Genomic DNA, 23,545 nt, shown 5'->3' on the forward strand with positions numbered 1-23,545 from the left:
GTGTGCATCCCCCGGAGGGTTATTATAATATAGGAAATTCCAGCGGAATTTCCTATATTATAATAAAAAACACTCTATATCTGTATAGAGTGTTCAATCATCTTATCTTCTTAGTTAAATACACCCAGGTTCAAAACCAGTGCCAAAACCATAAATAAAATAGCAAGGAACTTTGTGGACTTTACAAGAGCACCTTCCATTGAACGTCCCTTATTCTGTCCCCAGTAAGTATCAGCCGCCCCGCTGATCGTCCCAAGTCCGGCCGACTTTCCCTCCTGAAGAAGGATAATTGCTGAAAGAGCAATACAATCTATTACAAATATAATTGTTAATATTATTTTCAAAATATCCATTCTTTTACACCTCCTGCGGATAAACCATGATCATTTTACCACAATTGGAAAGATTCTGCAACAACTTTTCTAAAGTTGAAGCCCTGTCTTACCCTTTACACTTAATATGGATATGGATCAGCATTGCGATCTTAAATACAATTGCGTGGTCAAAGATACGCACATCCAGCCCCGTCAGCTTTTTAATCTTTTCCAGCCTGTACATCAGGGTATTCCTGTGAATAAAGAGCTTCCTTGCCGTCTCCGAAACATTGAGATTATTTTCAAAAAAGCATTTTACAGTCTCCAGCGTCTCATTTTCCAATGTGTCGAATCCGCCTTTTATAAACACCTCATCCAGATACACCTCGCATAAGGGAATCGGCAGCTGATAGATCAGGCGCTTGATCCCCAGATGATTATAATCTATGACTGTCCTGCTTCCCTCAAACAGATACAGCAGCTCCAGAACATAAAGTGATTCCTTATATGAATCCGCCAGCTGCCGGATGTCGGTAACAATACTTCCGATTCCGATAACCGGGGAGGATTTGAAGATTTCCGCCGCCTTTTTCTGAAATGTAATGCCAATTGTCTCCAGCTCCGCATGAGAAGTATTCGTTTTTGCCTTCACAATAACAATTATGTCCGTTTCCGTCATAGAAAATACTTCGTATTTCTCGGATTCCTCTACGTTCTGGATCAGCATATTCAGATTCCACTCCGTATCCACATGGGAAAATCTCAGTAAAAATACTGCCCGTGCCATAATCGGGGGAATCTTCAGCATCTTGGCCCTTACATTTATGTCAGCCGCCAGAATATTTTCCAGAAAAAGCGCTTTGTAAAACAAATCCCGGCTGTACTTCTCTTCAAAATAGGATTTCATGCCCGTAAAGCAGACGGATAGTATCGTTGCATAGTCCTCTGCCTCCTTATCGGTTCCTTCGACAAAAACTGCAAACCGAACAAAACTGTTCTCATAGAAGATACGATATGTATTATTTTTAATAAAAAAGCATCTGCCTTCCTCGTTCTTCTGCTTCATCAGATTAAAGGAATTCGTGGTCCCTATCATCTCCTGATTGCTGCATGAAACGATCTCCTTATTGTCAATCACGCCAAACGTTCTGTATATACTTTTTTGTAACTGATATATATATCCCTGGAAGAACCTGTCTGCCATCTTTCCACACCGCCTTCAATTATTCAGACTAGAGCGTGTCTGAAAATTCATTATCGCAATATGCCACTCTGCTTCACAGTCTAGTGCAAATTATTATAACACATATTTTTACGCCGGCAAAGCCCACGGAAGCAGTTTTCACTACCTTCCAATGGGCTTTTCTTTACATTATTCTATGTATCCTCTCTCCATCAGGTATTCTTCACTTGCGCCTGCGGCAACCCACCATAGCTTTTTATTTTTCCGAAATGAAAGATAGATAGCCAGATATACCACAACAACGATAATAATCCCAACTATCCGCATCATACCGTCTGCCGAAAATGCTTTGTATACCAGATATAATACCGGATTCGTACCTACCGTCCATGAGGCAATTCCAAGCCCCTGGGCAAAGGCATTGGAAACAGAGTCCATCTGTGAAGCTACACCTGCGGATTCCGCAGCCTTTGTAAACGCGGCGCAGACATCCGAATTCAGCACATTTGCCACATTGAACCAGACTGCCCCGGAGACCACAGTCATCAGAATATCTCCCCGGAATACGCAGATCAGCCCCGCCGTCATAAATGCCATGGCCGGAATATCTGCAAGCATCAGAATCTTATTCCCCGGCAAAATAATGGATATAAAGAATACGATCGGAATCAGGATCAGCGCTGCTGCCATATTATCCCCGTTTCCAAAGAAAACTGCCGGATCCATGGCAATATGAAAATACTTTCTATTCGAGCTGCCGGAACGTGCACGTGCCTGCATGGACTGACTCAATGGAATCAGTCCTTTCACAAAAAGTCCGGAAACTGAGGGATAAATAACCATAACCGCCGCAATGGTAATTGACGCTGTCAGGATTCCGGCCCATGTATTTACATTTGCCAGACCGGTGATTGAACCCAAAATCGTTATCAACAGCCCTACTACCAGGCCGATGGAAAGAGGTTCTCCCCAAAATCCCAATTTTTCCTGCAGCCGCTCCGCACTGACCGGTTTTGTTTTAATCTTTAATTTTAATATGATCCATCTTACAATCATGGCAAATGGCGCTCCTCCGGAGGGAACACTGGTAAGTGTAAGGTTGTCATAACCGTTAAATTCCTGCAGAGACGGTGCGATAATATCTGCGATCAGAAGTACCACCAGGTTGCACATAACCGCCGCTGCAACACCCAGTGCAAAACTTCCTGTCGTAAACTGCACGATAACTGCCCAGAATACAAACTGATAGTAGTTCCATATATCCGTAGGCTGAAACGTATCGACCAATTTCAGCGCGAACAGAAGCAGATTCAGCCCAAGTCCGAGCACCAGATAAATATAACCCAGCGTATTGGAGTACACGACAACGGATGCGCCCTGCCAGCCGATATCAATGAATGGCAGCTGAATACCCACGTGATCCGCCATGGCAGTTACATATGGGGTAATAGCTGTCATCAGAACACCGAGCACGGCGTTGAACAAAGTCAGCCCGACCGCCATATAGATTGCCCCCTGAAAAGATTTCTTTACCCCAACACGCATAAACATACTAATGATGAATATAACTACTGGTACGATTATGGTGCTCCCAAATATGCCCATAATATTATTAACAGCATTTCCTATTTGTAACAAAGCCTGCATTTTTCTACCTCCCGATATTTAGTAGAATGTAGGATAAATACTATTCATCCATGATTTTTTTAACTGCTTCCAGCAGCTCTTCCGTAAACTGCTCCGCTCCCACTCCCGTAAACAGAGGCAGTCCCAGTAACACCGGAGCGCCTGCCTTGTTCTTTGCATTTGTCTTTCCCGTCACTACGATCAGATCATATCCCTCCAGATTGGGGACTTCCGTAATTTTATGAGGGTTAATTGAAAATGGTATTTTTTCCTTTTTTAATATATCTTTGATCTTATCCGTTACAACCGTTGTTGTAAAAATTCCGCCGCCACAGGCAACCGCTATATTAATTTTTGCTTTCATAATCATTCACTCCATTATTTAAATTATCAGATATTCCTCTAACAATTCCTTCATTTTCTGTATCATTGCTTCCGGTTTGTCAATTTCAAGCAGTTCGTTCATAATGCCGTCGTCCTGAAAAATATTGCTGAACTTCCTCAAAACTGCTGTCTGATAGCTTGGGTCAGTAATGCCGAACAGGAATACAAGTCTGGTTTCCACCGTTTCATCCGGATCCCCCATACATCCAAATACAACCGATGTGTCCAGAACGGCCATCGAGAAAAAGGATCTCAGGCAGCCGTCGTGAATGTGAGGGATAGCGATGGGAACGCCTGTGGGAAGCCCGGTCGGATACTCTTTTTCCCTTTCCAGCAGGGCTGTAATAAATACAGGCTCAATACATTTCATCTGCATAGCCCTATCGCACAGTCTTCTCATTATGTCCTCGGCATTTCTGGCTTTTATCCCTGTCAGTATCATTTCCTTGTTTGTATAAAGGCCTATTGCTTCCATCCAATCTCTCCTTCTCAGTCTTCGCCAAACTTGGTTTTAATCAGTGCCGCCAGTGCTTCCACTGCTTCCTTCTCATCTTCGCCCTCGGCGCTTATTTCCGCTGTTACACCCTTTCCAAGGCCCTGTGCAATCAGCATGACAATTGACTTTGCATTCGCCTTGCAGCTGTCTTCCTCATCCATATTTTGTATAAAGATTTTACTCCGAAATTTGTTTGCAAGTGATATGAAATCTGAAGCCGGACGGGCATGCAGGCCAGTCTCATTCTCAATCACTACCTGTTTTGCATACATAAGTTCTCCTCCTTTACCTGCCTTTAATCCGGCAGTTCACTTTTTATGTATTCTTCCACCTGGACTGCTGTAGAAAGTTCCAGCACTGTTCTGGCCATTCTCTCGGCTTTGCAGATATCAATCTGAGAGATCATTTTCTTCACGGAGGCCAGGGAGGAAGCATTCATACTGAACTTGCGCACTCCAAGTCCCGCCAGCAGCGCTACCGCCTGGGGATTTCCTCCCATCTCGCCGCATACACTGACCGGCTTCTTCTGTTTCCCGAACTCTTCCACAATCTGCCTGATCAGCCGGAACATAGCGGGATGAAAACTCTGATAATATTTCGCAACACTTGGATTGAGACGGTCAACTGCCATGAGATACTGGCAGAGATCATTTGTCCCTATACTTGCAAAATCGACCTCAGACGCTGCAATATCGGCCATAAGCGCGATTGACGGTATCTCTATCATAATACCTACTTTTACATCTGTGCGACAGGAGATATTTTCCTCCTGCAGTTCTTCCTTTACTTCTTCCACAATCTGCTTGGCAAACCGGATATCCCCAATGCTCCCAACCATAGGGAACATGATCCATAGGTTTCCGTACACAGCAGCCCGCAGAAGTGCTCTGAGCTGCGTTTTAAATATAGGTTTCATCTCGAAACAAAGCCGCAGTGCACGCAGCCCCAGAAATGGATTGTCTTCCCGCGGAAGCTCCAGATAATCCAGCTTCTTATCGCCTCCGATATCCAGCGTGCGGATAATTACCGGCCGTTCTCCGTACATGGTCACGATCTTTCTGTAAACTCTGAACTGTTCCTCCTCTTCTGGAAGCGCCTTTTTGCTCATATACAAAAACTCTGTCCGAAACAGTCCAACCCCATCTGTGTATGATTCCAGCTCCAGTTCACTCTTGTCGGCAGAACCAATATTCAGACAGACCTCGATTCTTGTTTTATCCAGCGTCTCAGGAACAAAGGGCAGGTACTGGCGCATATCGCTTATCTTTTTCAGATATACCTCGCGCATAACCTGATACTGCTTTTCCTGATCAACCGTCAGATGAGTGATTACCTTCCCATCCTTCGCATCTACAGCTATCTTCTGGCCGTTTTCTGTATTTTTCATAATATCTGCCACACCCAGAACCGCTGGTATTCCATAGTTTCTGGCCAGGATCGCCATATGTGAAGTATAGCCCCCCACTTCCGTAACAATGGCCTTCACATATTCTGTCTTCATTGCTGCCGTATCCGAAGGAAGCAGATCCCGTGCAACCACAATTACCTCTCCGGACAACGAGGAAAGCGGGTTTTCATGTCCGCCGTCCCACAGGCGGATCAACCGCTGACAGACATCTTTTAGGTCCGCTGCTCTTTCTCGGATCAGAGCATCCTTTGCCTTGGATATAATCTTAATATATCTTTCATAAACTTCCTGGATTGCCCATTGGGGAGACAGCAGATTGTCCCGGATTTCGTCCTCGATTTCGCGGCTCATCTCTTCATCCTGTACAATATCAATATGTGCCTGGAAAATTTTCCTTTCTTCCTCGTCCAGCTCAGAACCTTCGATCAGCTGTTTTAATTCTTCTTCCGCCTGGATGAGTACGCCTTTATACTTTTCCATACAGCTGTCTGCTTGGGCTTTTGCAATCGTCTCATGGCGGATTTCCGGCTGATAAGGCTCATATTGAAACACACGACCTATGGCTGCCCCATCCGAAACCGCCGTTCCTTCATAAATCATTCTATACCCTCTTTTTCGCTTACCTGGTTTTGCATCGCACGTACTTCTCTATGGCGTATGCGACGCCGCTTTCATTATTCGTTAATGTCACTTTTCCGGCTGCCTGTTTTACACCTTCCATGGCACCCTGCATGGCAATCGAAAGGCCGGCATACTCCAGCATGCTTTTATCGTTTTCACCGTCACCTATAGCCACCATCTCTCCGGGCTCTATATGATAATAAGAACCGATCCATGCCAGCGCACGGCCTTTATCGCTGCCGCCGAGCTCAAGAGAAAAATCATACGCACGATCCGCACTCACCACGCCGCCAAAGGCTGTGGACACCCATTCTCTGAACTGCGTAACTCTGCAGGGTTCATCCAATATTAAAATCTTTCCCAGGGGTGTGTTATTATAGCACATCCCGATATCCTCTGTATAGACAACCCTCTGTCCCATACATGTTTCAAATATCTCCAGATATGTTCCCTTAAGCCCGGAATAGACCTGGTCTTTCTGGTAAATAAGCGGCTGGTAGAGATGCGCCCTGCAGTAATCCAGTATTTTCCTGCAGTTTTCGGATGAAATCAACTCCGCATGCAGGATTTTATTCCCGGTATAGTCCAGTACCAGGCTCCCGTTCTGCGTCACGACTGCATCTTCCAGCTTAAGTGTTTCAATAATCCCTTTAAGCGCCGGATATCCCCTTCCGGAAAAAGGAATGACTTTCACCCCCTCTTTCCTGATATCTCCGATAGCCCTTCGGTTATTTTCCGACAACCTGTGCTTATCATCCAGCAGTGTTCCGTCCACGTCAACTGCTAATAATTTATATTTCACGTTACCTCCTGCGCTGCCCGCTGCTTCTAAGTTAGTTCTCAGGGCAGAAAACATCCTGTGGACTTTTCTATTTCTTTAAATCAAATAACTGCTGGTTCATGCCTTCACCCCAAAGATCAAGGGCAACCTTTAAGGATTCACAGTCTTTCGCAGCTTCACGAAGTGAAATTCCTTCTGCCGTTGCATCTGCAGCTTTGATTAAGCTCTCAACTCCTGCGGCTGCTCCCATTGGATGCGCGTGCATTGCCGCACCTGCTGAAATGGAGAAGTCCATTCCAAGATCGGATGCAACATCCGGGATCAGTCCCTGATATACACCTGCAGCCGGTCCCGGGAACGTGCGTTTCATTCCCCTGAAATCTGTCAGCAGAGCCTGTGCAATCCTGATATACCGCTCACGCTGAATGTCTACTTTGCCGTATGCACAAGGATAAATCACGATATCGGCTCCGCTCATTCTCATGAATTTGCCCAGAATCAAATGGCTTGATACACCTGAGTAGTGTGATTCGTACATCGCCCCTGCAAAAGCCGGATGCGCCAGGATCGGAAGCCCGACTTCATCGTTCTCTGCTACCATCTGCATGGCAGGCCAGCCTACAGTGAGTGCGTTGATCATGATTCCGGGAATGCCCATCTCTTTGCACATTTTCGCTTTATCAAGCATCTTATCCGGTCTGTCTGTGATATTAGGTGAATAGATCACGCGTTTTCCTGTTCTCTCATAGACATCCTTCAAAATTTCCGCAGCAATCTTAGCTCTTGCTTTTACTGTACAATATTCTGTATCGCTGAAGAGTTCATCGTCTTTGATCCAGTCGATTCCCGCCATTGCCAGTTCCCGTATCAGTTTGCCTGCGTTCTCCGGCGTTGCCCCTGTACACGGCTTAATCATGCTGACAATAAAAGGCCTTTTTTCAACACCTGTCAACTCTCTGAGGCCCTCCACGCCATATCTCGGCCCTTTAAAAGAATCCGTAAATACTTTCGGGAAGTCAATATCAATCAGTTTGAGTTTTCCTGCCATAGAAATATTTCCTATTACAGAGGTCAGTACCTGTGGAAGGTTCGGGCCCATATTCTCAAACGGGAATGCAATCTGGAATACTGCCATACGCTCTTTGCCTTCCATCTCCGGCATATTGAACTCATAGCACGGAATCTCGTGCACTGCGATTACTTTGCCGCCGTGTCTTCTCCTGACTTCCGGCGTCTCAAGGGGTACCGGCGCCCATGTGCCGGTAGTCTGCTCAATTGCTATAGATCCCACTTTGTTCAGCAGATCTGATGTATAACCTTCACAAAAGTAGGTGCAGATAATATGGGTGTCCTTGTCTACTGACTCTGGTAATTTAAAAATATTCGGATCATATTTTGCATTCATGATAAATTTCTCCTTTCACTCTATAACGCCCGTGCTACATATTCTGTAATATCAATGATCTCCATGTCTTTTTCTTGAACAGCCTCTTTTAACGCATGTTTTTCAAACACGCATCCCGTCACTACTGTCCTGCATCCCAGATCCGCAAGCTCCTTTGCCCGCTTCTTGCTGACTGCTGCCGCCAGTTCCGGATAAAAAAGACCCAGACCGCCGCCGAGGCCACTGGAAGACGTCCGGTATCCAGTTCTCTGCGGCTGTACTGCTTTTTGACCGCTCAGTTTGAAAATCAATTCTTCGGTAGCTTTTATCCCGTTTTTTCTGGTAAGCATATGTGCTGCGTGATAGGCTGCCTGCTCTGTAACCCCTGTGGCTTCTAATTTTTTCTTCTCCAAAAGATCCTCCAGAAATTCGCTTGTATGCAGATATGTATACTTCTCCGGATAATAATTCTGAAAAGCCTCGAACGAATAACTGCACGGTGTAACGATCACTTTTGCCTGTACTCTCTCAAATGCTTTTACATTGGTATCCACAGCCTTTTGCAGTTCCTCTGTCTGTCCGCTTCTGTCCAGAAAATATCCACTGTCTGCAGTGTCGGTCAGAAAAGTATAGGAAATTCCTGCCGCCTTGCAGATCTTATCAAAGGCATTCTGCATCTCCACATCCAATTCTCCTGCGTATCCAAGGAATACGGCAACATCTGCTTTGCCTTCCCGGATCTCCTGCGGTTTGCCAAGTATATTCTCCCCGGCCTCTGCCCTGTGCACAATATCGGTTACAGCTTCCGGCACGGTATTCTTCTCTCTGCATAAGCGGCGGATATATGCCATTGTATCTGCGATCGGAACATTTACGGGACATGCTGATTCACATTCATAGCAGTCAATGCACTGAAATGCTTCCTCCGTCACCATTTCCAGATCAAAACGGGATCCCAGCGCCGAGTATACAGCGGAATACATGGGGGCTTTATCCGTTCCGACCGCCCTGACAGCCGGACATCGGTCCAGACACAGGTTGCATCGCACACATTCCACGCTGTTATAATAAATATCATTAAAGTCTTTCATCAGTGCTCACTTCCTTTCGCCATATTTGCCGCGTTCTTTCCTGCAAGGTATCCGGAAGCTGCCGCGACTCCTGCACCGCTTCTCTCATAGACCCAGTCATAGCCTTCCATTAAATCCCCACAGGCAAATATCTGGCCGGAAAAGCTGCCCTGTGCTATGGTCATATTATCGTACACCCGGATGCCGGTCTTGATGAAAGGCTGGCCGCCTCCGGGGAATACTTTTTTATTTATCATATCAGCGGCAATCCTGCCCAGCGGCTCATGAATAACCGGAATAAACATATCTTCTCTATATGAGGTGATACCGCCTCCGATGAACCCTCCGGCAGCAAGCACAATCTTTCTTGCATATACTTCCCTGGTCTTTCCCTGCTGCTCGAACACGACACAAAATACCCCTTCTTCTGTTTTCTTGATTTCCACTGCCTTTGCCTGATTGGTTACCTTAATATTCAGATTCTCCAGGCCTTTTTCAAATGCGTCCGCAAGTCTCTGTGCACTGACCGAATGTCCGCCTGCAGAGATCTCTCCCACCGGGATCCCAAGTGTTTCAAACAAGAGTTCCATGTTCTGTGCATAATTTTGATAGCCCAGAACCGGTGGAACCAGAATCCTCTGAATACCGCCCATAACGTTCTTCATATCATGAAGTACTGCTGCAAGCTCCTCAATGCCTTCGCTGGTATCAAAAAATGCGGCAAGTTCTGCATTAGTCAACTTCTCCCTGTTTGTAAGAGAGGGGAGTTCCAAAGTGACTGCAATATAAGCAGCATCTGCCTTGGGAGCAAACTGTTTCTGATAGGCATTGTAGGACTTGCAGGCATATTCGGGATAAAATTCCGTATATCCCCTGAACCCTGCAACCAGTATTTTCCCCTGGGCTATTGTCACGTCTGCGTATTTATTATAGGAAGGGATGTATGCCGTATTTTTATAGGTTCCCAGAATATTCGGGATGGCGGCGTTCCTGATCCCGTCGCCTGTAAACTCCATTCCGCCTGCGCGGCAGACTTCCCGCAATGCTTTAATTCCATTTTCCAGACTGTCTTTAAGAACCGCATAGGGGTGCTTTGGATTTTTCTCCAGCAGCAGGTTCATGCCCTCACTGATTTCTTCTACAACTATATTTTTCTCTTCTCCCGGCACCGCTCCCAGGATATCCAGAACGCCCGAGCCCATCATGGTTGCCCCGGCGCCTTTTGTGATAATTTCTACGCCGGCCTGCTCATCCGCTGCCGCCTTTGCTGCAGTTACCCCAGCCATGCCGCTGCCGATTACAATTACATCTTTTATCTTATCATTCATGCGGAATCACCTCCGTTGGTTTGGTATCCAGAAGATCGTAGCTGCCCTGGGTTACATAAAATGCCTGCATAATTTCTGCCTGTGCCAGTTGATCTCCATATTGGAGCGTATAATAAATGCCCTTCCAGCGCTCCTGCATGTACTCTGCCAGCTGGTCATGAGCCTCCTGTGCCGTCGCTTGAACCGCTTTCTGGTACAGGGCAGCCACTTTATATGTACAGAACGTTCCCTGGCAGGTTCCCATGCCGTTGCGGATTCTTCTTCTAAGATCCTTAATGTTAAATACTTCCTCATTCTGGAATGCATTAATGACTTCTGATCCGATTACCTGGGCGCATTCACATATGACTCCGGCGTACTCCGGCGCAGCATCTACAATTTCCTTTGCCCTGCTGCCATATCTTGCGGTCATCTTATGTGCACTGTACAACGGTACTTTGTATTTCTTATGTATATATTTTGCATCTTTTTCTGCGTCTTCTTTTGTCTGGGCCCCATAGATCAGCCGCTTATGTGTCGTACATTCTGCATCGCTTCCCAGCTTTCTGCATACAAGATCTACTGTCTCTTCCGCCATCAGCCTTGCCGTTGCATATTTTCCGCCTGTGATTGTGACAATTCCTTCAATACCATGTTCTTCTGCGTGATCGATCAAAATCATTCTGCGGCTGACCGCCCTCCCGGTTTCTGATGTGGTTGAGTAAAGGGGTCTGACCCCTGTGCACATACGGAGCATTCTTGCATTTCTGATATCCGGAATGATCTGCTCTACACTGCTTTCCATCAGTTCAATCTCGTCCAGCCCCGGAACCGCCGCATCGGGATCCTCTATATCTACGGAAGATGTACCAAGCAGGGAAGTATTCTGATATCCCATGCTGACAAGGCCGTCGCCGTCTGAGGGTACTCTCAGAATACCAATCAGCGTTTTCGTGGGCCGCATGTTATAGACCCCCATGGTTCCTTTATTTGGCTTTACAGGTATCTTAAAGCCGGCCATTTCTGTCACTCTGGAGCCCCAGGGGCCTGCAGCATTTACCACAATCTTTGCGCAAATCTCATAGATCGTTCCATTCTTTCTGTCCAGTACCTTTACCCCTTTTACGGTATCCGCCTCCATGATCAGATCTATTACTTCGCTGTGCGTCCGGATGACTGCGCCTTTTACCTTTGCATCATATGCCTGTGCAATACAGAGACGGAAGGGATCAAATCCCGTGTCAATTGTACGCAGGGCGAACTGGATATCATCGGCCAGAAGAGGTTCATCCTGTACGGCTTCCTCCGGTGTGATTACTTCATAGGGCAGGCCAATCTCATCTGCATTCTCCATCCACTTCTTTGCAAATTCAAGCTGCTCTTCTGTCTTTGCCACCCACATTGCATCTGTCGGGTCGACTACCTGTGGGACTATCTCACGGAATACTTTGTTCTCCTGCAGACATTCCACTGCAGTCTGCTTATCTGTTACAACATATCTGGAACCGCCGTGCAGCGCTGAATGGCATCCTCCGGATGTACCCGCAGCCAGATCGTCTCTTTCCAAAAGAACAGAATTTGTATATCCGCGGAGTACCAAATCTCGAATCGCAGCTGTTCCTGTGGTCCCGCCACCAATTACTACTACGTCAAAATTTTCTCGCATAAATTCGATCTCACTTCCTATTTTCTATTTTCAACCCGGTTTGAATTAGACTTATAATATCACCGTTTATTTGCACAATCAAATCCGGTTTCTTTGCACTTTTTTCGTTTTTTTGTCCTTTATTTGTGCATCCTTTTCAATTTCCGTTCCATGTTTTAGGGCACTTTGTACACGCCACCATAATTTCAACTTTGTATAGCACAAAATAATTTTGTCATTCTGCACCATTCCTACCACTTCATTTTCTAACTGAATATAATAGAGTTTTTATGATATAGGAAATTCCGGAGTAATTTCCTATATCATAAAAAAGAGCCTGTCCGGGCTTCTTTTTCAAGTCCCGGACAAGCCCCTTTTCAGGCATACATCCTTCTCCTTTATTCTCCCATAATTTTAATGCAGATTTTTTTCATGCGCTTGCCGTTAAAATCAGCATAAAAGATCTGTTCCCAGTGTCCCAGATCCATATCCCCTTCCGTAACTGATATGAGCTCGCTTCTTCCGATTATATTCCTTTTCAGATGGGCGGGCGCATCCTTATCACTCTTATTATGCCAATAATAGGGGGCCTTCTGTTCGGGAATAATCTGCTCTAAAAACTCCAGAGTATCTCTGATCAGTCCCTCCTCATCATCATTTATAAAAATTGATGAGGTGGTATGCAGAGAAGATACGGTAATAACACCTTCTCTAATGCCGCTCTCTTCCAAAACCATCCTGACATGGTTCGTGATATTTTTTATCGTTTCCTTTTCTTCAAATTCAAAGCTTAGATATGTACGGTATGATTTCAAAATAACCCTTCCTCTTCTGCTGCCAGCATTCGTCTGACCGCCCTCAAAACAGCCTGTTCACTCAGGCCAATGCGCAGAACTGGTATACAGGCGCAGTCTAAGTTCAAACACACTCTGGTACTATTTATATGTCTGTTTTATTATAATACCGTAGTATTCGCCAAGTCAAGAAGACGTATAAAGCTGTACACCACAGACTGCAAACTCTGTTTTCATAAATTATTTTTAAATTTTATTTCCTGCAGATAAAAACAGCTGCGGTTGTCATTTCCGTCAAAACCACAGCTGTTTTTCTTATCTTTTTAACTATCTTCCCAGCTCTTCCTCTATCCTGAGCAGCTGGTTGTACTTAGCAACACGCTCTGACCTGCATGGAGCCCCGGTCTTAATCTGTCCCGTGTTAAATGCCACCGCAATATCTGCTATAGTCGTGTCTTCCGTTTCTCCTGATCTGTGGGATATGATCGCATTATAGCCCGCCTTCTGGGCCATCTCAATGGCATCAATCGCCTCTGTCAGTGTCCCGATCTGGTTTACTTTTACAAGTATGGCGTTAGCCGCATTCTGCTCAATTCCTTTTTTCAGCCGTTCAACATTCGTAACAAACAAGTCATCTCCCACCAGCTGAATCTCATTCCCCAGTCTTGTTGTCAAAAGTTCCCATCCGTCCCAGTCTTCTTCATCCAGCGGATCTTCAATAGATCGGATCGGAAATTCCAGTGATAAGTCTTCGTAATACTCAATCAGTTCCTCGGCAGAGCGCACGATCTTCTGTCCCTGCATCCTGCTTTCTCCCGGGAATTCGTATTTTCTGAAATCCTTATTATACAATTCTGATGCTGCAACATCCAGTGCGATCTGAATGTCCTTTCCCATCTCATATCCAGCCTTCTCCACCGCCTCTTTCAGAAATCTGAGCGCTTCCTTTGCATCCGGCAGATCAGGGGCAAAACCGCCCTCATCACCCACGGCCGTGCTCAGTCCATTTTCTTTCAATAAGGCTTTGAGTGTATGATAGATTTCTGCACACATGCGGAGCCCTTCTTTAAAGCTGGGCGCGCCAACCGGCATGATCATAAACTCCTGGATATCCAGTGTATTGTCCGCATGCGCCCCGCCGTTCAGGATATTCATCATCGGAACCGGAAGTTCGTGGGCATTGACTCCTCCCAAATATCGGAACAAGGGTACTTTCAGAGCGTTTGCCGCCGCCTTGGCCGCTGCAAGCGACACTCCCAGAAGGGCATTTGCTCCCAGGTTCTTTTTATTTTTGCTGCCGTCAGCCTTGATCAGCACTTCATCAAGAGCTGCCTGATCAAATACATTCATGCCGATCACGGCTCTTGCAAGCTGGTCATTCACATGTTCCGCAGCGCGCTGGACACCTTTTCCGCCGTAGCGGTCTTCTCCGTCACGCAGCTCCACTGCCTCATATTTTCCTGTAGATGCTCCAGAGGGTACCGCTGCGCGTCCTACTGTATCCTCCCCTACGAGCACCTCTACTTCAATCGTCGGATTGCCTCGGGAATCTATAATTTCTCTTGCGTATACGTCTCGAATTGGTAAATACTGATACATATAATCCTTCCTCCTTATGGGAACATAGTATTTCCAAATATCTTGTCTTAATGCGTTGACTTTTCATATTCCGGGCGTTACAATTCGGATAGAGTGAGAGGCTGTTAATTTCAAAATTATGTACATTACGGGGAGCATACAGATGAAGGGTAAACTGAAGCATTTTCTATTATTGACAAGCAGTACACTGATTATGGCTGTCGGTACTTACTTTTTCAAATTTACTAATAATTTTACATTCGGAGGTATCACGGGCCTGGCGGTTCTAGTAGCCAAGACCGGATTCATGTCTGCCAGTGATTTTACCTTTGTCATGAATATGATACTGCTGGTCATAGGATTTATTGTGTTAGGCCGTAAGTTCGCGGCTAAGACTGCCTACTGCAGTATCCTGCTTTCTGTAACGTTATCCGTTCTGGAGCGTGTTTATCCGATCACCCACCCGCTGACAGACCAGCCCATGCTGGAGCTCTGTTTTGCCATTGCACTGCCTTCTCTGGGTTCTGCTGTATTGTTTAACATCGGGTCATCCAGCGGCGGTACGGATATCATTGCCATGATACTGAGAAAATATTCCAGTTTTGATATTGGACGCGCGCTGCTCATCACCGATATCCTTATTACCATCGCAGGCTGCTTTATGTTCGATATAAAGACAGGGCTTTATTCCTTCCTTGGCCTGGCAATCCGCTCATTCATGATCGATACGTTTATCGAAAGTTTTAACCTCTCCAAGTATTTCAATGTCGTATGCGATGAACCGGAACCCATCTGTGATTTCATTGTAAATACTCTGCACCGCAGTGCCACCGTCTGCCATGCACAGGGCGCTTTTTCGGGCAGAGACAAGTATATCGTGTTTACGGCCCTTAACCGTCCCCAGGCAGTAAAGCTTCGTAACTTTATTAAGGGAAATCAGCCGGAAGCATTTATTCTGATTTCGAATACAAGTGAAATCATCGGAAAAGGATTTCATAATATATAGTACCCAAAAAGTTCAATAAAAGGAGACTTCAATGAAACATCTTGTGATTGCCGAAAAACCTTCTGTGGCCAGGGATATCGCCAGAGTCCTGCGCTGTACAAAGAAGACAAACTCTTATATAGAAGGAAATGAATATATCGTTACCTGGGCGCTGGGACATCTCGTCACCCTGGCAGATCCCGAACAATATGGCGAGCAGTATAAAACCTGGAACATGGACACACTCCCCATGATCCCTAAAGAATGGAAACTGGTGGTCATCAAACAGACCGGAAAACAATTTCATGCGGTCAAAGAGCTGATTTACCGCAAGGACGTATCCGATATCATCATTGCAACCGATGCCGGACGCGAAGGCGAGCTGGTTGCCCGCTGGATTCTGGACAAAGCGGGAAGCAAAAAGCCACTGCAGCGTCTCTGGATTTCATCTGTAACAGATAAAGCTATCCGGGAAGGTTTTGCGAACCTGAAACCAGGGAAAGCTTATTACAACCTTTACAGAGCCGCTATTGCCAGGGCGCAGTCCGACTGGGTGGTGGGCATCAATGCTACGCGGGCGCTGACCTGTAAATATAACGCACAGCTCTCCTGTGGACGCGTACAGACGCCTACGCTAGCCATGATCGCTGCACGCGAAGAAGAAATCCGCAGTTTTAAGCCACAGCCTTTTTATGGGATGAAAGCATCTGCCGGAGGAATCACGTTTCTGTGGTGCGACAGCCAGGCCGGCTCTTCAAGGACATTTGACCAGGAACGGATTCAAAAGCTTTATAAGCAGTGCGGCGGTGCACTTGAGATTACAGAGGTCATAAAAAAGGATAAAAAATCCTTCTCTCCTGCGCTCTACGATCTGACAACACTGCAGAGCGAAGCGAACCAGCGTTTTGGTTTTTCGGCAAAGGAGACCTTAAACATCATGCAGCGCCTGTACGAAAACCACAAGGTACTGACCTACCCAAGGACGGACTCCCGCTATCTCACTTCCGATATGACGGTAACACTAAAAGAACGCCTCAAGGCCTGTGCAGTCGGCCCTTACAGTAAGATTGCAGGTCGGCTGACCATGCAGCCCATTAAGGCCAATAAATCTTTTGTGGACAATGCTAAAGTCACAGACCATCACGCCATTATTCCTACAGAACAGTTTGTACAGCTGGATCATATGACAAACGAGGAGCGAAAAATATACGATATGGTTGTGCGGCGTTTCCTGGCCGTTTTATCCCCGGCATGCGAATATGAAGAAACCTCACTAAAAGGCAGGATTTCCCAGGAGGTGTTTACGGCCAAAGGAAATGTGATCAGACAGGCCGGCTGGAAGGAAGTATATGAGGCTGGCTTCGAAGATACAGATGAGGAAGAAGCGGAAGAAATTTACATCAAACAAACTCTGCCGAAAGTACACAAGGGACAGAAACTGCAAGTAAGCAGCCTGAACATAACAGAAGGAAAAACAAAACCTCCCGCATATTTCACAGAAGGCACACTGATCGCCGCTATGGAGAATCCGGTCAAATATATGCAGCATAAGGATAAGACGCTGATCAAAACACTGGGCGAGACCGGAGGTCTCGGAACCGTTGCAACACGCGCGGATATCATCGACAAACTGTTCAACAGTTTTCTGATGGAAAAACGTGGCAATGAGATCCATATCACAGCCAAGGGCAGGCAGCTCCTGGAGCTGGTACCCGGAGATTTAAAAAGCCCGGAACTGACCGCTGACTGGGAACTCCGTCTTCAGGCAATCGCCAAGGGCAAGGAAACAGACCGGCACTTTATGGATGAGATTGAGCATTACACACAGGCTTTGATCCAGGAGATTAAAACCGGGGACGGAAAATTCCGGCATGATAACCTGACCCGTACTAAGTGCCCGGAATGTGGAAAATATATGCTGGAGGTCAATGGCAAACACGGCAAGATGCTGGTCTGCCAGGACAGAGAATGCGGACATCGTGAGACCATTTCCCGCCGCACCAATGCCCGCTGCCCGGTCTGCCACAAGAAAATGGAGCTGGTTGGCAAGGGGGATGGACAGCGGTTTGTCTGCTCCTGCGGGCATAAGGAAAAACTAAGTGCGTTCGAAGCCAGACGGGCAAAAGAAGGCAAGGGGGCAAGTAAGAAAGACGTGAATAACTATTTGAAAAAGCAGGCCAGGGAAGTGAAGGAACCGGTGAATAACGCTTTCGCGGATGCATTTTCAAAGCTGGATATTCATTTATAGTGCCCATTTTTATAGGCAACTGATCCGGCTGCACTATACCGGTGTATGGATTTTTGACTTACGCCAAATTGTTTATTGACATTATAAATTATGAAGTATGATTATAATTAAAGAATGCTGCGAGATAGATAGTAGTCCTCGAAAATAAGTAACTTACTGTTATTTATTATTCGATGTACTACTATCTATCCTGCAGCATTTTAAAATGTATTTAAATTATTACATAAACTTTTCTTTCCTAATGGAAGAAATGATCCCCGATCTGGATTCCATAATCTCCATTCCCAAAGTAAAGGCAGTCCCCGATTGGATTAGATCCGGCAATTGCGTCTGCTGCCGCCTGCATAGCAGTATCGGTGTACCCCCCGCTCGCCAGCACGCTGTCCAGCCAGCCCGTCATAGCCGGCCCAAACTGTCCCGACTGGTAAATAACCTCTGAAACGCTGTTCGGATATACCCCGCTGCGTACCCGGTTCATAATAACGGCTCCCACGGCAACCTGTCCTTCATAAGGCTGATTTCCCGCCTCACAGAAAATAATTGCTGCCAGCAGTTCCTGGTCTCCCGCTGCCACGGGCTGTGCCACAGCCGCTGACGCTGCTGCCGCCTCGGCTTCCTCAGCCGCACGGGCCTCTTCTTCAGCCGCACGCTGAGCCTCTTCAGCGGCGAGCCTTTCTTCTTCCTCTTTCCGCTTTTTCTCTTCCGCTATCTTTTTCTGTTCCTCCTCATAAGCAGCTTTTGCTTCCTTTGCTGCTTTCTTTATCTCTGCTGTTTGCTCTACCGGAATGCTTTTTACGGTCTCTAACAGTAATGTATCTCCTTCCTGTTTATCTGCTGTATCAATTGTAACTGCCACAGGCATCTGTGAAGCCGCCTGTGTAGTAAAGCCAGCTGTGAATGTCATACACACCGTCACTGCTGACAATACTGTTATAAATTTTTTACCCTGTAACATATACTTGACCTCCTGATTTGTTGCAATATCTTTAAGTATTCTTAATAAGCTTGTAATAAAATATATGCTTTTAATTTCAAACTTATTACAGATATTACAAATTTGTTACAAAAGTCATTCTAATACAAAAAATGAAATCTGTCAACTTTTTTATTTCTTCCACAATCAGGTAAAATTGGGAGGAGGATTTTCTGGTGGAGGGACGCCTGTCTGAAATACGGTGAGGGATGCCGCCGGGAAGCAGGGGAGGGGGGCTGAAAGCAGCCCGTTGCGGAGTCGCATATTTTTCTTTTAACCACGCTTATCCGCATAGCCATTATAAATACGCCGCCCCCGCCAGCGCCTCCTCCGGAATATGGAATGTTTCTTACGACTGGGTAAAGCCCAGCTGTGCGGAATCGTGACAGGACTCTTTTGGATGCGTCTTTTGTGGTGTAACAGCCGCTTCATCAAAATGAAAGCCAACATATGAATTGAAAGCAGGGCCTCCAGCCCTGCTTTCAAGCCGACTTATACGGGAATGCATCCTGCATTCCCGTGTTTGTCGGCGGTATTCATCATGTTGGCTTTTATTTTGATTAGCGGCTGTTACACCACAATTCCGCATCCAAAAGAGTCCTGTCACGATTCCGCACAGCGACCCTTAGCCATCTCCCTAAACATTTCAATTTCCAGCAGCTCGTTCATATTCAGGATTACTGCGTCTGCGCCTGCATCCATGAATCTGCTGGTTACTGCCTCTGCTCTATCTTTTTTTTCTGCCTCCGGCAGTGCGTTGTATTCAGATTCTGTCAGGCCCATTTCTGAGCTGCCTTCTACTACTCCTATGGTATAGACGCCTGCATTTTTTCCTTCTTTGATGTCAGATATGGTGTCTCCTACCTTGATGACATGATCTATGGATTTTACTCTGAGAACTTCCATGTTTTTGAAGATCATATACGGGTAGGGGCGCCCTGCATTTCCGACGGAATTGGGGCTGAACCATGCATCCGGTTCATATCCTGCCTCTCTGGCTTTTTGCACGACGATCTGCATCATTTCGTCTGTATAGCCTGTAGTGGAGCCTATTTTGATTCCCAGTTCACGCAGCCTGGCTGTAGTTTCCAGTACGTGTGGCTTGGGATCGGCAAATTCATCCAGTATTCCCAGTAATTTATCTTCAAAGGACGCATATAATTGATCGATATCCGCCTCTGATGGGGATTTTTCGTACTTCTTTTCCCATAATCCACGGATTCTTGGCATTTCCAGCATTGTTTTAATATGATCTCTTTTCAGCATTCCCATTGGCTCTCTTACCTCGTCCATTGTGGGCTCAATTCCTGCCTGTCTGAATACCTCGGCAAATGCTTTTACCGGTGCAAAACAGCCGTAATCTACCGTTGTTCCCGCCCAGTCAAATATAACTGCCTCTATATTTTTATTCATGGCTGCTCTCCCTCAGAAATTCCGTTATAATCTCCATCAGTTTCAAAATGTCGTCTCTGTATATCTCTCCGATATTACCGATACGGAATGTATCCGCCTCTGTTACCTTTCCGGGATAAATTGCATATCCGCGGTCTTTGATGTATGTATACATTTCTGTAAAAGAAAACGTGTGGTTCTCCGGATAGCAGAAAGTTGTGATGATTGGCCCCTGATGTTCCGCTTCTATATACGGATGGATTCCAAGCTCCGCCATCTTTTCAATCAGAAGCCTGTTATTCTCGGTATAACGCCTGCTTCTTGCCGGGATCCCTCCTTCTTCCTCCATTTCCTTCAGTGCTTGTGAAAATGCCAGAACCACATGTGTTGGGGAGGTAAAGCGCCACTTTCCGTCTTTGTTCATTGTCTCCCACTGGTCGTATAAATCCAGTGAAAGGCTTCTCGCTTTCCCTTTGCTTGCGATCAGTTTTTCTCTGTCTGCAATGATAAATGAGAATCCCGGCACTCCCTGAATGCATTTGTTCGCACTGCTGATTATAAAGTCGATTCCCCACTCGCCTACAGGAATATCCACTCCCCCAAAACTGCTCATTGCATCCACTATCATCGTACGGTTCCTTGCTTTCACAGCCTTAGCGACTGCTTCAATATCATTGAGGATGCCGGAAGTTGTCTCACTGTGAACCATGGATACGTGGGTAATGGATGGATCGTTGTCGAGAATATCTGCAATCTTCTGCGCATCCGGTACTTTATAGTAAACTTCATTGTACACAACGTGACAAATACCAGCATGCGCTGCGATATCCGCCATTCGTTCGCCGTAAGCGCCATTGGCAATAATTAACAGCTTATCATCATTTGCTATCACACTGGTCAAAACCGCTTCCACGCCAAAAGTTCCGCTCCCCTGCATCAGGACAACCGTATACTCCTCCTCAGAAACATGTGCCAGCTCCAGAAGCTTTTTCCGAATATCCTGTGTAATTGATTTATAATCATCATCCCAGGTGCAGTGATCGAACAGCATTTCTTTCTTTACACTGTCTGTGGTCGTCAGCGGACCCGGAGTCAGCAATTTGTAATTCTTCATTTTATAAATCTCCTCTCAATCTTTGTATCTTCTATCAGTAAAAATCCAGACTACGGAAATTATAGCAGTCTGTTTTTTAATAAACAATCAAATAGAATTCAAGATTTTGTAAGAAATTTGTAAAATCGTAATTGTAAAACAATTCTGAAAACGGTAGGCAAAGGGGTCAGACCCCTTTGCCTACCGTTTCTATTCTCTCCGTTTTCCAGTCAGTTCTTTTGCCGTTATTTTAATAACTGACACAATTGTGACAAGCCGCTCGGTAAATTCAAAGTCTTTTCCCGTCTGGCATTTCATTAGTATACTCAATGCCTCCATCTTCTCCTGCGGCTCTTCCACAAACTCGGCCACACCTTTTCCCACCAGGCTGGCGTATCGGAATCCATACTGGCATGGGACTCTTCCTTCTATCAGTTCATGGTCACAGTCCAGTTCAAATCCCACATTAGGATTTTTTCTTAGCAGATCCAGCTTTTTGCCCTCTAGTGCTGCATGGATATAAATTACCAGGTTATTGTCTTCGTATGTATATCCAAAATTCATGGGCAGCATATAAATCCCATCTTCATCATACATGGCCAGATGTACGACCTTACATGTATCCAATACATGGAGTATCTCTTCCCGGCTCTCAATTTCACGGTCTCTTCTTCTCATTCGCGGCATTATGTTTACCCTCTCTTTCATCAAATATATTTTATCATACCATAAACTATAGTAGTCTGCACTCAATATTCATGCGTAAAGAGCTCCAAGGCCCTATCGACAGCAGATGTATTTCATGATATAGTATCGTTGTTAAGTTGGGAAACATGACATATACATAAGAAAAATGAGTGAGGTTTTTATGAAGCGGGGCAGTCAAACTACGAATCAAATCACGGAGGGTGTCATCTGGAGACAGCTTCTTCTTTTCTTTTTTCCGATTGTATTCGGTACATTTTTCCAGCAGCTGTACAACACCATTGACACCGTAATCGTGGGGCATTTTGTGGGGAAAGAGGCTCTGGCCAGCGTGGGCGGGTCTTCCGCACAGATTATTGCCCTGATCGTGGGCTTTTTCACTGGACTTTCCTCCGGTGCTTCTGTTGTAATCGCACAGTTTTTCGGAGCACAGGATGAACGTTCTGTGAGGCAGAGCCTGCATACGGCCTATGCTTTCTCAATCATGGGAAGTATTATAATCAGTATTCTCGGCATTGTACTTGCTCCGTCCATGCTGTCCTGGATGCACACCCCTGCCGAAATCATGGCTGATTCTATTCTGTATCTGCGCATCTACTTTGCGGGCATTCTCTTCGTCTTTATTTTTAATATGGGCTCCAGCATCCTGCGCGCGGTTGGGGACTCCAGACACCCTTTGTATTACCTGATTATCTGCTGTTTTCTGAATATCGTACTGGATGCAGCCTTTGTAGTCATCTTCCGCATGGGTGTACTGGGTGTGGCGCTGGCCACCTTCCTTTCCCAGGCTTTCAGCGCCGCTCTTGTCACGCATAAACTGATGAAAGCGGAAGGCATCCTCCGGCTTTTCCTCCGCCGGATCCGTTTCCACGGCTCTGTAATGAAATCACAGCTCCGCATCGGAATCCCCGCCGGTGTTGAGGCCGTTATGTACAGCATTACCAACGTCATCATTCAGGCTGCTTTGAACGGTTTCGGCACCGATACTGCTGCGGCCTGGTCTGTATTTGGAAAATTAGATGCTGTTTTCTGGATGGTTAGCAGCGCATTCGGTATCTCCATCACCACATTTGTGGGGCAGAATTACGGAGCTCGTAAGAATGGCCGGATCCGGAAAATCACCTGCGTCAGCCTGGGCATAGATTTTTTGGTCTCCGCGGCCCTCGTCGTCTTTCTGATTGCGGCACGGGTTCCCTTGTTCCGGCTGTTCACCACGGATACCGAAGTTATACGGATCGGTACAGAAATGCTTTTGCAGGTGACTCCGTGGTATATTACCTTCGTATTCATTGAGATCCTCTCCGGTTCTCTGCGCGGCATCGGGGATGTAATCATTCCTATGATCATCACCCTGTGCGGAGTCTGCCTTCTAAGGGTTCTCTGGATCGTCGGCGCCCTCAAAATCCAGCCCACCATATCGGCAATTATATTCAGTTATCCGATTACGTGGATTATGACTTCTATATTATTTATCTGCTATTACTTCTATAGAATAAAGAAGATGAAAATATAAACACAAAGGGGGTTCAGAATAAAAGTTCAGGCCTGTCAGAATTAT

The 23,545-nt window shown here is 46.0% G+C and carries 21 protein-coding genes; 3 read left to right on the top strand and 18 right to left on the bottom strand.

Annotated features, from left to right (window positions below; translation table 11 throughout):
* Nucleotides 1-110: 110 nt before the first annotated feature.
* The 14 genes from secG to eno all read right to left on the bottom strand — a co-directional run bounded on the left by secG (nt 111) and on the right by eno (nt 14,612).
* Nucleotides 111-353 carry a preprotein translocase subunit SecG gene (gene secG, locus MWG26_RS17710; protein ID WP_025656397.1) on the bottom strand — a complete coding sequence of 81 codons (243 nt, stop codon included), beginning with the start codon at nt 351-353 and terminating at the stop codon, nt 111-113.
* An 88-nt stretch (nt 354-441) separates the two neighbouring features.
* Nucleotides 442-1,518 (bottom strand): PucR family transcriptional regulator, encoded by a 1,077-nt coding sequence (locus MWG26_RS17715; protein ID WP_025656396.1) that lies wholly within the window; start codon nt 1,516-1,518, stop codon nt 442-444.
* 168 nt (nt 1,519-1,686) lie between these two features.
* On the bottom strand, nt 1,687-3,144 hold the full coding sequence (locus MWG26_RS17720; protein WP_181969592.1) for a PTS transporter subunit IIC: 1,458 nt from the start codon (nt 3,142-3,144) through the stop codon (nt 1,687-1,689).
* A 40-nt stretch (nt 3,145-3,184) separates the two neighbouring features.
* Nucleotides 3,185-3,487, bottom strand: a complete 303-nt coding sequence (locus MWG26_RS17725) for a PTS sugar transporter subunit IIB (protein WP_240285822.1) — start codon at nt 3,485-3,487, stop codon at nt 3,185-3,187.
* An 18-nt stretch (nt 3,488-3,505) separates the two neighbouring features.
* On the bottom strand, nt 3,506-3,982 hold the full coding sequence (locus MWG26_RS17730) for a PTS sugar transporter subunit IIA (protein ID WP_025656393.1): 477 nt from the start codon (nt 3,980-3,982) through the stop codon (nt 3,506-3,508).
* A gap of 14 nt (nt 3,983-3,996) precedes the next feature.
* Nucleotides 3,997-4,275, bottom strand: coding sequence for an HPr family phosphocarrier protein (locus tag MWG26_RS17735; RefSeq protein WP_025656392.1), 279 nt, complete (start codon nt 4,273-4,275; stop codon nt 3,997-3,999).
* Between the two features lie 23 nt (nt 4,276-4,298).
* Nucleotides 4,299-6,011: a phosphoenolpyruvate--protein phosphotransferase gene (gene ptsP / locus MWG26_RS17740; protein WP_117441083.1), complete on the bottom strand. Its 1,713-nt coding sequence runs from the start codon at nt 6,009-6,011 to the stop codon at nt 4,299-4,301.
* A gap of 19 nt (nt 6,012-6,030) precedes the next feature.
* Nucleotides 6,031-6,834, bottom strand: a complete 804-nt coding sequence (locus MWG26_RS17745; RefSeq protein ID WP_025656391.1) for a Cof-type HAD-IIB family hydrolase — start codon at nt 6,832-6,834, stop codon at nt 6,031-6,033.
* Nucleotides 6,835-6,901: 67 nt separating this feature from the next.
* Nucleotides 6,902-8,218, bottom strand: coding sequence for a RuBisCO large subunit C-terminal-like domain-containing protein (locus MWG26_RS17750; protein WP_025656390.1), 1,317 nt, complete (start codon nt 8,216-8,218; stop codon nt 6,902-6,904).
* A 20-nt stretch (nt 8,219-8,238) separates the two neighbouring features.
* Nucleotides 8,239-9,288 (bottom strand): (Fe-S)-binding protein, encoded by a 1,050-nt coding sequence (locus tag MWG26_RS17755; protein ID WP_025656389.1) that lies wholly within the window; start codon nt 9,286-9,288, stop codon nt 8,239-8,241.
* The gene (locus tag MWG26_RS17760) at nt 9,288-10,595 is read right to left on the bottom strand and encodes an FAD-binding protein (protein WP_025656388.1); all 1,308 of its coding nucleotides are present in this window, start codon (nt 10,593-10,595) and stop codon (nt 9,288-9,290) included. Before MWG26_RS17760 ends, MWG26_RS17755 begins: the two co-directional genes overlap by 1 nt.
* Entirely contained in the window at nt 10,588-12,240 is a 1,653-nt protein-coding gene (gene glpA, locus MWG26_RS17765; RefSeq protein WP_025656387.1) for an anaerobic glycerol-3-phosphate dehydrogenase subunit A, read from the bottom strand. The genes MWG26_RS17760 and glpA overlap by 8 nt, the downstream gene beginning before the upstream one ends.
* Nucleotides 12,241-12,617: 377 nt before the next feature.
* Nucleotides 12,618-13,034: a secondary thiamine-phosphate synthase enzyme YjbQ gene (locus tag MWG26_RS17770; protein WP_025656386.1), complete on the bottom strand. Its 417-nt coding sequence runs from the start codon at nt 13,032-13,034 to the stop codon at nt 12,618-12,620.
* 306 nt (nt 13,035-13,340) lie between these two features.
* Entirely contained in the window at nt 13,341-14,612 is a 1,272-nt protein-coding gene (gene eno / locus MWG26_RS17775; RefSeq protein ID WP_025656385.1) for a phosphopyruvate hydratase, read from the bottom strand.
* Between the two features lie 142 nt (nt 14,613-14,754).
* Here eno and MWG26_RS17780 point away from each other — a divergent pair, with 142 nt between their 5' ends.
* Entirely contained in the window at nt 14,755-15,597 is an 843-nt protein-coding gene (locus MWG26_RS17780) for a YitT family protein (RefSeq protein ID WP_025656384.1), read from the top strand.
* Between the two features lie 31 nt (nt 15,598-15,628).
* The gene (locus MWG26_RS17785) at nt 15,629-17,824 is read left to right on the top strand and encodes a DNA topoisomerase III (protein ID WP_117441082.1); all 2,196 of its coding nucleotides are present in this window, start codon (nt 15,629-15,631) and stop codon (nt 17,822-17,824) included.
* A 238-nt stretch (nt 17,825-18,062) separates the two neighbouring features.
* Here the strand turns inward: MWG26_RS17785 and MWG26_RS17790 are convergent, their stop codons facing one another.
* From MWG26_RS17790 to MWG26_RS17805, 4 genes are all read right to left on the bottom strand, one after another.
* Nucleotides 18,063-18,779 carry a cell wall hydrolase gene (locus MWG26_RS17790; protein WP_025656383.1) on the bottom strand — a complete coding sequence of 239 codons (717 nt, stop codon included), beginning with the start codon at nt 18,777-18,779 and terminating at the stop codon, nt 18,063-18,065.
* 621 nt (nt 18,780-19,400) lie between these two features.
* Nucleotides 19,401-20,210: a phosphonoacetaldehyde hydrolase gene (phnX, locus tag MWG26_RS17795; protein WP_117441081.1), complete on the bottom strand. Its 810-nt coding sequence runs from the start codon at nt 20,208-20,210 to the stop codon at nt 19,401-19,403.
* Nucleotides 20,203-21,303 carry a 2-aminoethylphosphonate--pyruvate transaminase gene (locus MWG26_RS17800; protein ID WP_025656382.1) on the bottom strand — a complete coding sequence of 367 codons (1,101 nt, stop codon included), beginning with the start codon at nt 21,301-21,303 and terminating at the stop codon, nt 20,203-20,205. Before MWG26_RS17800 ends, phnX begins: the two co-directional genes overlap by 8 nt.
* Nucleotides 21,304-21,492: 189 nt before the next feature.
* On the bottom strand, nt 21,493-21,960 hold the full coding sequence (locus MWG26_RS17805; protein WP_049915714.1) for a pyridoxamine 5'-phosphate oxidase family protein: 468 nt from the start codon (nt 21,958-21,960) through the stop codon (nt 21,493-21,495).
* Nucleotides 21,961-22,150: 190 nt separating this feature from the next.
* On the opposite strand from MWG26_RS17805, the gene MWG26_RS17810 reads away from it, so the two are divergent.
* Nucleotides 22,151-23,500 (top strand): MATE family efflux transporter, encoded by a 1,350-nt coding sequence (locus MWG26_RS17810; protein WP_025656380.1) that lies wholly within the window; start codon nt 22,151-22,153, stop codon nt 23,498-23,500.
* The last annotated feature ends 45 nt before the right edge of the window (nt 23,501-23,545 follow it).

Origin of the sequence: Faecalicatena contorta (genome assembly GCF_022835095.1) — a bacterium.
GTDB lineage: Bacteria > Bacillota > Clostridia > Lachnospirales > Lachnospiraceae > Faecalicatena > Faecalicatena contorta.

Coding starts and splice junctions, on each gene's coding strand:
- ptsP (WP_117441083.1), bottom strand. CDS start 6,011: ATGATTTATGAAGGAACGGCGGTTTCGGATGGGGCAGCCATAGGTCGT.
- MWG26_RS17730 (WP_025656393.1), bottom strand. CDS start 3,982: ATGGAAGCAATAGGCCTTTATACAAACAAGGAAATGATACTGACAGGG.
- eno (WP_025656385.1), bottom strand. CDS start 14,612: ATGTATCAGTATTTACCAATTCGAGACGTATACGCAAGAGAAATTATA.
- MWG26_RS17715 (WP_025656396.1), bottom strand. CDS start 1,518: ATGGCAGACAGGTTCTTCCAGGGATATATATATCAGTTACAAAAAAGT.
- MWG26_RS17785 (WP_117441082.1), top strand. CDS start 15,629: ATGAAACATCTTGTGATTGCCGAAAAACCTTCTGTGGCCAGGGATATC.
- MWG26_RS17755 (WP_025656389.1), bottom strand. CDS start 9,288: ATGAAAGACTTTAATGATATTTATTATAACAGCGTGGAATGTGTGCGA.
- MWG26_RS17750 (WP_025656390.1), bottom strand. CDS start 8,218: ATGAATGCAAAATATGATCCGAATATTTTTAAATTACCAGAGTCAGTA.
- MWG26_RS17720 (WP_181969592.1), bottom strand. CDS start 3,144: ATGCAGGCTTTGTTACAAATAGGAAATGCTGTTAATAATATTATGGGC.
- MWG26_RS17780 (WP_025656384.1), top strand. CDS start 14,755: ATGAAGGGTAAACTGAAGCATTTTCTATTATTGACAAGCAGTACACTG.
- secG (WP_025656397.1), bottom strand. CDS start 353: ATGGATATTTTGAAAATAATATTAACAATTATATTTGTAATAGATTGT.
- MWG26_RS17790 (WP_025656383.1), bottom strand. CDS start 18,779: ATGTTACAGGGTAAAAAATTTATAACAGTATTGTCAGCAGTGACGGTG.
- MWG26_RS17760 (WP_025656388.1), bottom strand. CDS start 10,595: ATGAATGATAAGATAAAAGATGTAATTGTAATCGGCAGCGGCATGGCT.
- MWG26_RS17805 (WP_049915714.1), bottom strand. CDS start 21,960: ATGAGAAGAAGAGACCGTGAAATTGAGAGCCGGGAAGAGATACTCCAT.
- MWG26_RS17810 (WP_025656380.1), top strand. CDS start 22,151: ATGAAGCGGGGCAGTCAAACTACGAATCAAATCACGGAGGGTGTCATC.
- phnX (WP_117441081.1), bottom strand. CDS start 20,210: ATGAATAAAAATATAGAGGCAGTTATATTTGACTGGGCGGGAACAACG.
- MWG26_RS17800 (WP_025656382.1), bottom strand. CDS start 21,303: ATGAAGAATTACAAATTGCTGACTCCGGGTCCGCTGACGACCACAGAC.
- MWG26_RS17735 (WP_025656392.1), bottom strand. CDS start 4,275: ATGTATGCAAAACAGGTAGTGATTGAGAATGAGACTGGCCTGCATGCC.
- MWG26_RS17725 (WP_240285822.1), bottom strand. CDS start 3,487: ATGAAAGCAAAAATTAATATAGCGGTTGCCTGTGGCGGCGGAATTTTT.
- glpA (WP_025656387.1), bottom strand. CDS start 12,240: ATGCGAGAAAATTTTGACGTAGTAGTAATTGGTGGCGGGACCACAGGA.